Below are 810 nucleotides of genomic sequence, written 5' to 3' on the forward strand. Positions count from 1 at the left end.
CAGGAAAGCTGTCGGAACGGAAGGGTTGCTGACGGTTGTCAAGGATATCGGTCTTCGGGATAACTTTTCAGGGCAAGTGCCAATTGTGTCTGGCGAATTAGGTGAGGATTTCACCTATTATTTTGCCACTTCTGAACAGGTGCCATCTTCAGTGGGTGTAGGGGTCCTGGTGAATCCTGATAATTCGATTCTTGCGGCGGGTGGATTCATCATCCAATTGCTGCCTGGAACATCCGATGAAACGATCTCCAAAATCGAGAGTCGCCTGAGCACAATCGAGCCTGTCTCGAAAATGATTCAAAGAGGCTTGACGCCGGAAGAAATCCTAACGGAAATTTTGGGTGAAGGCAATGTGAACATTTTAGAAAAAATGGATGTCGAATTCTCCTGTCAATGCTCAAGGGAGAGAATTGCCAATGCATTGATCAGCCTTGGGAAAGATGAAATTCGGGATATTATCGAGACAGAAGGAAAAGCGGAGGCGCAATGCCATTTTTGCAATGAAACCTACCAATTCTCGAAAGAAGATCTTGAAGAACTGGAAGCAGAAACAGAAAAATAATTGACGGAGGAAAAGGTCTTGCCTAAACAAAAGCTTCGGGCGATCATTGCCGGCCTTGCTGTGCTGAACCTTTTGACTATCATTATCTTTGTCATAAAACCATTAATCACTTCTAAATCCGTAATAGGAGAGGAGACAGCCGCCAGGGTTGGATCCAAGGATATTTCCCGGGAAGCATGGATTAATGAGCTCGAAAAGAGATATGGAGAAGACGTACTTGAGGAAATGGTGGATAAAGAGGTCGTGAA

1 protein-coding gene and 1 pseudogene are annotated in these 810 nt (G+C 44.8%); both read left to right on the forward strand.

Features of this window, described 5'->3' with window-relative positions; translation table 11 throughout:
• Positions 1-562 (forward strand): Hsp33 family molecular chaperone HslO (locus tag CVN76_RS06280; RefSeq protein ID WP_198512420.1); only part of this gene is annotated, 562 nt, incomplete at its 5' end.
• An 18-nt stretch (positions 563-580) separates the two neighbouring features.
• Positions 581-810, forward strand: a pseudogene (locus CVN76_RS06285) (peptidyl-prolyl cis-trans isomerase); the annotation flags it as partial.

The sequence above is a fragment of the Bacillus sp. mrc49 genome, from assembly GCF_002803435.1.